Annotated in this window: 7 protein-coding genes and 1 pseudogene; 4 read left to right on the top strand and 4 right to left on the bottom strand. The window is 63.9% G+C overall.

Annotated features, from left to right (window positions below; translation table 11 throughout):
• Positions 1–251 precede the first annotated feature (251 nt).
• Positions 252–593, top strand: coding sequence for a GNAT family N-acetyltransferase (locus LDO29_RS07320; RefSeq protein WP_224079101.1), 342 nt, complete (start codon positions 252–254; stop codon positions 591–593).
• 39 nt (positions 594–632) lie between these two features.
• On the opposite strand, the gene LDO29_RS07315 is transcribed toward LDO29_RS07320, so the two are convergent.
• Positions 633–1205, bottom strand: coding sequence for a helix-turn-helix domain-containing protein (locus LDO29_RS07315; RefSeq protein WP_224079100.1), 573 nt, complete (start codon positions 1203–1205; stop codon positions 633–635).
• A 102-nt stretch (positions 1206–1307) separates the two neighbouring features.
• Between LDO29_RS07315 and LDO29_RS07310 the strand changes: the two genes are divergently transcribed.
• Positions 1308–1835, top strand: coding sequence for a GNAT family N-acetyltransferase (locus LDO29_RS07310; protein WP_224079099.1), 528 nt, complete (start codon positions 1308–1310; stop codon positions 1833–1835).
• A gap of 73 nt (positions 1836–1908) precedes the next feature.
• Here the strand turns inward: LDO29_RS07310 and LDO29_RS07305 are convergent, their stop codons facing one another.
• Positions 1909–3030 (bottom strand): NAD(P)H-dependent flavin oxidoreductase, encoded by a 1122-nt coding sequence (locus tag LDO29_RS07305; RefSeq protein WP_224079098.1) that lies wholly within the window; start codon positions 3028–3030, stop codon positions 1909–1911.
• Positions 3031–3137: 107 nt separating this feature from the next.
• Positions 3138–4025, bottom strand: a complete 888-nt coding sequence (locus LDO29_RS07300) for a LysR substrate-binding domain-containing protein (RefSeq protein WP_224079097.1) — start codon at positions 4023–4025, stop codon at positions 3138–3140.
• 664 nt (positions 4026–4689) lie between these two features.
• On the opposite strand from LDO29_RS07300, the gene LDO29_RS07295 reads away from it, so the two are divergent.
• A complete protein-coding gene (locus LDO29_RS07295; RefSeq protein ID WP_224079096.1) occupies positions 4690–5001 on the top strand; it encodes a hypothetical protein in 312 nt (103 codons plus the stop codon).
• Between the two features lie 50 nt (positions 5002–5051).
• Here LDO29_RS07295 and LDO29_RS07290 read toward each other — a convergent pair whose 3' ends face one another.
• Positions 5052–5954: a LysR family transcriptional regulator gene (locus tag LDO29_RS07290; protein WP_224079095.1), complete on the bottom strand. Its 903-nt coding sequence runs from the start codon at positions 5952–5954 to the stop codon at positions 5052–5054.
• 115 nt (positions 5955–6069) lie between these two features.
• Here LDO29_RS07290 and LDO29_RS07285 point away from each other — a divergent pair.
• A pseudogene (locus LDO29_RS07285) lies at positions 6070–6508 on the top strand (aldo/keto reductase).
• Positions 6509–6538: the final 30 nt, after the last annotated feature.

Below are 6538 nucleotides of genomic sequence, written 5' to 3'. Positions count from 1 at the left end.
TTGCCACACTTGGCGAAGTCCTCTCGGCGGTCGACGGCTGCTTCCGGCACTGGAAGAGACCAAACGAGGTACTTCGAAGACTATGCTGCATTATTTAAGACGCTGTGTTTAGTATTGAGGAAGCGAGGGTCCATAACGCTGCATTCAAGATGATAAGAGACGTTCGACTCCGTGCTGCTTCAGAGGACGACAGGCAAGCCATCGCACAGGTACTGGCGGCTTGCGGCCTGACGCTTGCCGGTGCAAGCGACGTGAGTCGGTTCTACCATGTGGCAGAGCTTGGCGGACAGATGGTCGGCTGTGCCTATGGGGAACAGTACGGCAGTACGTTCGCCATCCATACGGTTGCCGTGCTGTCGGAATTTCGCGGACGTCGGTTGGCCACCTATATCGTCAGCGCTCTGCTGATGAGAGCACGCGCCAGCGGCTGCGTGAGCGCCACGGTGCTGACGAACGAGCATCCCGGCTTCTTTGCTCGACACGGCTTCACGTTGACTCCGGTTGACAGCCTTGTACGAGAGACGCAGTTGTCGTTGAGCTTTCTGCTTAGTTTCGGCGCCCGTACCCACTACATGGCGCGCCAGCTGAACTGATCTGGTTGATCGAGGGTGCTTTTCGACTGACGTAGTGAACTAGCGACGGACCAGCGCCACGACATAACTGCAGGGCCGGTTCCCCGGATTGAAGAAGGTACATGGCGCCGGCGGACCAAGCTGCAGGCAGTCGCCCGCCTCCAGTTCGTGCGTCATCTCGCCCTCTTCAAACACCAGCGATCCGCTTCGCACCCAGATCTGCTGGTGCATGAACGTGAATGCGGATGACGGGTACGAGACGCGCGCGTTCGGCGGCAGCGTGACGTCCACAAGCTCGAGCATGCTGCCGCTGCGCGGCGACACTGCGCGCCGGGTATAGCCGGTCTCGGGGTCCGTCCAGACCGGCTGGTCCGCCGAGCGGCTCAGGCGCTCGCCGGCCTGCTCGGCCAGCGCTAGCAGCATCGACAGCGGCAGGCCGAATGCCCCGGACAGTTTCCCCAGGACAGTCGCCGTGGGACTCGCCTCGCCTCGCTCGATCTTGCTGATCATTGCCTTCGAAACGCCGGAGCGTTCCGCCAGTTCCGACAGCGACCATTCGCGCGATTCGCGCTCGATGCGCACGCGCGTGGAAATCGCGAAGGTGGGGTCTGGTGGCGGTTGGTTCACACGCATAAGGAAATGGCGGCCGACAGCCGGCACGCACAAGGTTCGTCTTTGATATCCACTATAGTAGACGATAGGCTATCATATGAGAAACAGCTTCGGAGAGGCGCAATGAAGATTCGCGACGCGGGCCCTGACGACATGCCGGCGGTCACTGTCATCTACAACGATGCCGTCGCCAACACGACGGCGATATGGAACGAGACACCTGTCGATGCGGCGAATCGCATGGAATGGCTCGCCGCGCGCCAGAAGTCAGGCTATCCCGTGCTGGTTGCCGTCGACGACGATGCCGGCGTGGTGGGCTACGCCTCCTTCGGTGACTGGCGCGCCTTCGACGGCTACCGGCACACTGTGGAGCATTCCGTGTATGTCCGCTCGGACCAGCGGCGAAAGGGCATTGCCGAAGCGCTTATGACCGCGCTGATCGAGCGCGCGCGCGGCCTGGGAAAGCACGTCATGGTGGCCGCCATCGAGGCGCAGAACGCCAGCTCCATCCGCTTGCACGAGAAGCTTGGCTTCAGGCAGGTGGGCTTGATGCCGGAGGTCGGAACGAAATTTGGCAAATGGCTCGATCTGGCATTCATGCAGATCGTGCTAGACCAACGGTCGGAGCCGGACCGGGCCAACGCCGTGTGAAGGCGTACCGAGGCGTGGCAGCACCACGAAAGATGCCGCGCGAGCGGCTCCTCGATGGCCCGGCAGCGCTTGGCTATACCAATCCGCTTTGCATGGCATTCAGCCTGGCAATTGCTTCCTTCAATTCCGCCTTCAGCTGGCTGACCAGTTCCGCAGCAGGGAGCAGCCGGGCCAGCGGTGCTGCCTGGCCCGCCCACTGCGCGGCATAGTCGCTGTTGCCCTTCGCCTTGGCCGCGGCGTGCAGGGCCTTGCCGGCGTCATACGTGATCGGATAGTCGGGGATGGCGGGAGCGTCGGGGGCCACGCCGAGTTCCGTAAGGCGGTTCGTGAAGCCGCGTGCCGCACGGCCGGAGATCGCGCGCGTCAGCGTAGTCGGCCGCGTTGGCTGTGCTGAGAGTGCAGCGCGGTAAGCGGCATCGGCCGAGGATTCCTCGCAGCCGACAAAGGCCGTGCCCAGTTGCGCGGCTTGTGCCCCGAGCGCGAGCACCGCGGCAATGCCGGCGCCGTCCATGATGCCGCCGGCGGCGATCACGGGCAGGCGGGTATGCCGGACCAGGACACGCACCAGCGCAAGTGTGCCGAGGCCTTCATCGTAGCCGGCCGGATCGAAGATGCCGCGGTGGCCGCCGGCCTCGATCCCCTGCGCGATGATCGCGTCGATGCCCGCGGCTTCGATCTGGCGGGCCTCCTGCAACGACGTGGCGCTGGCCAGCAGCACGATACCCGCCGCGTGCAATGCGTCGATCCTCTCCTGCGCGGGCGGCCCGAAATGGAAGCTGACCACCGCGGGCTTTTCCTCCAGCAGCATGTGGAACATGGCATCGTCGGCCACAAAGCTCTTGTAGATCTCGCGCAGGCTTGCCGGGGGCGTGGCGCCATACTCGGCGAACCGCGGCGCGAGATAGTCGAGCCAGGCCTTCTCGCGCGCGGCATCGGCAACCGCTGGGGTATGGCAGAAGACGTTGACGTTGAACGGCTTGCTGGTCAGCGCGCGCGTCTCGCGAATCGCCTTGCGTGCGCCTTCCGCATCCATGGCGGCAACACCGAGCGAGCCGAGTCCGCCCGCCTCCGACACGGCAGCGGCCATGGCCGGGGTGCTGACGCCGGCCATCGGCGCCTGGATGATCGGCGTGGCGATATTGAGCAGCGAGAGCAGGCTGCGGCCATTGCCGGAGGAACGTGTCGTGGTGTCCATGACGGTGATTCCCTGTTGAGGTCGGGTGATGGATTCAGGGCCGGCGGGCGCCGGGCGGTGCAGGCAGTGCGGCCGGATTGCGTCCCGCGATCCGGCGGTGGTGTCGCTCAGGCATGGCGTAGCTCCCGCAGGAACGCTTCGTATGCCGATGTCGTGAAGCCGGCGCGCTTCACCAGGAAGGTGTGCGCGGAGCGTACCGGTACGGTCTGGAATTCGGCGGCATTCGGGTACATGGCCAGCAGCGAGCGCGGCACTATCGCCACGGCCGATCCTGCGCTGACATAGGCCAGGATCGCGTGATACGACGGCATCTCCAGCACCGACAGCCTGCGGCGGATGTCTTCGCCGCCTTGCTCGAGCCAGTCTTCGGCGCAGCGGCGATAGGTGCAGCCCTTTGAGAACGCGGCAAGATGCCGCAGCGTCACGTCCTGCGGGCCGCGTGCCTTCGGGTGGGTGCCGGGCAGGACCAGGACCAGCTGTTCGGTCCGCAGGAAGGCACCTTCCAGCCCCTCGCCAAGCTCGGCCATGTCCAGATGGCTCGGTGCACCGGTGCCAGGGTGGGCGACTACCGCGCAGTCCAGGCGATGGCCCAGCACGGCATCCACCAGGTAGCCCGTGGTACCCGTGGCCACGTTCAGTTCCACGTCCGGCCAGGCGGCATGGAAGCTGCCAAGCGGCTTTGGCAGCAACGTCGCGGCGGAACTCTCCATGGAACCGACGCGCAGCCTGCCGCTCGGCGCGCTGAGGCGCATGGATTGGCGTGCCTCTTCCGCCAGGGCCAGCATCTGCTCCGCGTAGCCAAGCAGCCGGTGCCCTTCGGGCGTCAGGGTCATCTTCTTGCTGTCGCGCTGGAACAGGGCGACACCAAGGCTCTCCTCCAGCTGCTTGACGCGGGTGGTGACGTTGGACTGCACGCGCTCAAGCGCCCTGGCCGCCCGGGTGATGCTTTGTTCGCGCGCGACGGCCCGAAAGATTTCCAGTTCTGCGAGTTCCACGCGGCCTCACGACACGTTTGCCGTATCGTTCTCAAAATAAGAATGAAAGTTTAGATAGTATTGTAAATTGAGAACTTGATGTCAAGGGCGGAGCAGGGGCGGCGGCATCCGGCTCTCGTTGGGTTTCTTGTACGCGTCTGTATCACGCCAACGGCGCGATACAAGCCCTGACAAAAGCTCTTCTCGCGCGGGGCTGAATTTATGCATTCGCGCCACAGTCATTTCATTTGTCCTATCACTGTCCCGTTGAGCTACCCCGGCTTAGCTCGCAGAATGGCGCGGATTAAAAAAAACGGACGGAAGCCTGTAATGCCGTTCAGTTAAGGTCTCAAGCGCCACTGTCATTCCCGCGCAGGCGGGAATCCAGCGTCTTCTGAAGTCACTGGGTTCCCGCCTGCGCGGGAACGACAGTGGTTAACTGAACGGCATTAGACGGAAGCCTGGGATTTTCCTGATTCGAATTACCGGAAATGACAAGGCCGGAGTTGCCGTGATGCAGGCGAGCGCAGAATGCCTGCGGCGTCGCGGCAAGCTGTTCGCGGTACCTTCAACGAGACCGTCAAGCTGCCGGCCGGCATGACCCTGACAGTCGTTGCCTACTGATCGTGCGATCGGGCATCGGTCGGCACATGCCGCCTGGTGCCCTCGCAGCACTGCTTACCTTATGTTCAGACGACTTACCGCCGCCGCCATCGTTGCCGCAATGGCCACGTCCGCCTGCTCTGCGCCGTCCGTCGGCGCCCGGATCACGCTGGAAGGCAAGATCCGGGTCAAGGGCAATGCCATGTTTCCCGTGATCGTGCTGCAGCAGGACGACGGGGTAGCCTGGGAGCTGTCAGGCATGACCACTACCGCGGCGCGCGAGCAGTTCAACCGTGTGGCAACGGTACATGGCATTGTCGTCCGCGCGCGCGCCAAGGACACGTGGATGCCGGGCCTGCGCGTGGAGTCAGTGGAATCGCGGCCGGCGCCCTGAGCTTCTTTTTTTGGTTCTCTCGCCGGAAACAAACGAAGAACCCCGGCGCCCTATTCATCGAACGGCCGCTTGCCGAGCACACCGGCCACATGGTCGACAAAGCATGTGATGCGCGACGCCAGCGCCGTGTTGCGGTAGTAGACAGCGTTGATCGGCTGCCGCACATCGAGCGTCTGCCTGCCGAACAGCGGCACGAGCCTGCTGCTGTGGCGGTCCTCCCGCGTCATGAAATCCGACAGGCAGACGATGCCGAGGCCAGCCAGCGCCAGGCTTCTGAGTGTTTCGCCGCTCGATGACGCAATGGCCGGCTTGATGTGCACCGTGCTGCCGTCGTCGTTGCGCAGCGGCCAGTCGTTCAGCGTGTCGGGCTGGCTGAAGCCCAGCAGCACATGCTGCGCGAGCTGGGCCGGCTTGGCAGGGGTGCCATGGCGCTTCAGGTATTCGGGGCTGGCCAGCACGCGCACGCGGCTGGTGCCGATCGGCCGCGCGTGCAGCGTCGAATCCTTGAGCGAGCCGATGCGGAACGCCACATCGGTCCGCTTTTCGATCAGGTCAATGATGCCCTCGGTCGAGTGCAGTTCCAGTTCCACCTCCGGGTAGCGCGCGCGGAAGCCTTCCACCAGCGGCACGAGCACATGGAGCATGAACGGCGTCGCCGCATCGACGCGCAAGCGCCCCACCGGGCGCATACGCCGTGCCGCCATCTGCTCTTCCGCTTCATCGACCATGGCGAGAATGGCGCGCGCATGGGCCAGGAATGCCGCCCCTTCCTCCGTCAGCTCCAGGCGCCGCGTGGTCCGGCGCAGCAGCGTGGTCTGCAGCTTCTCTTCCAGCCGGCTCAGCGTGCGGCTGGTGGCCGACACGGTCAGGTCGAGCTGTTCGGCGGCCGCCGTGATCGAGCCCGTGTCCACGACAGCCGCAAAGGCGAGCAGTTCGTCGATGGTCGTCTTCATTGTTGATTTCAAATCAAATGAATTTGACTTATACACGGCTTAATTTGCAAATGTAAAGCCGGCAAACTGCGTTCATTCCCAGTTTTCTCTTGTCCTCTGTACCAGGAGTTACCCAATGAGCATTCCTTCGTTTGGTGTCGGTACGTTCCGCCTGACCGGCCAGGCCGCTGTCGATTCCGTGCGCAATGCGCTGGAGGTGGGCTACCGCGCCATCGATACCGCGCAGATCTACGGCAACGAGGCCGACATCGGCCAGGCCATCGCGGAAAGCGGTGTAGAGCGCGATGACCTTTTCCTCACCACCAAGATCTGGACCGAGAACTACGCCGCCGACAAGCTGGTGCCGAGCCTGCGCGAGAGCCTGGACAAGCCGCACACCGACCATGTCGACCTGACGCTGATCCACTGGCCGATCGACGAAGCGCGAGAACCTGGCCAGCAACCTGCTGGCGCGCGACCTGAAGCTCGACGCCGATGACATGGCGAAGATTGCTGCGCTCGAACGCAATGGCCGCGAGGTCAGCCCCGAGGGCCTGGCCCCGGTGTGGGACTGAGGGAGGCTTGTCCGCGCATCACACCGGGGC

Origin of the sequence: Cupriavidus laharis, assembly GCF_914271435.1 — a bacterium.
Lineage (GTDB): Bacteria > Pseudomonadota > Gammaproteobacteria > Burkholderiales > Burkholderiaceae > Cupriavidus > Cupriavidus laharis.
Note: the sequence above shows the minus strand (reverse complement) of the source record. Positions and strands in the feature narration are given on the sequence as shown.